At 40.1% G+C, this 546-nt stretch carries 1 protein-coding gene; it reads left to right on the forward strand.

The genetic code is table 11. The annotated features are described in order from the left end of the window. The coding region (locus DM995_RS22940) for a Crp/Fnr family transcriptional regulator (protein WP_198669463.1) at positions 1-546 on the forward strand (546 nt) is incomplete at both ends.

Genomic DNA, 546 nt, shown 5'->3' on the forward strand with positions numbered 1-546 from the left:
TACATGCATACAGAGGTTTTTAGTGAACTTTTCCCTTTAATAAATACAGCCAATCCACAAACTCTGGAATGGTTACTTTCAGTTGCTATTGAACACGAATACCCAGCTGGACGAGCTGTGTTGATGGAAGATGCTTGGGGTAACGCAGTTTACCTCATAGTTTCTGGTTGGGTAAAAGTTCGGCGCACTATAGGTGAAGATTCCGTGGCTTTAGCTATTTTGGGTCGGGGCGATTTTTTTGGAGAAATGGCAATTTTGGATGAATCTCCTCGTTCAACCGATGTGATTGCTCTTTCAGCCGTAAAATTACTAAGTATCTCTAGAGAAAAATTTATTCATATTTTATTTAAAGATCCACAGCTACACCACCGAATGCTGCAATTAATGGTGAGACGACTACGACATGCAAACGTACGCTTGCAAATGCGTTCTTTTGCACCAGCAGTCAAACTTGCTCACATTCTTGTCAGCTTGGGCGAAAGCTATGGTCAAGAATCAGACAAAGGTAGAAAAATTTTTAACATCCCTTTTAAAGATTTAGCAGAT

The organism is Blastomonas sp. UPD001 (assembly GCF_003426715.1).
Classification (GTDB): Bacteria; Pseudomonadota; Alphaproteobacteria; order Sphingomonadales; family Sphingomonadaceae; genus Blastomonas.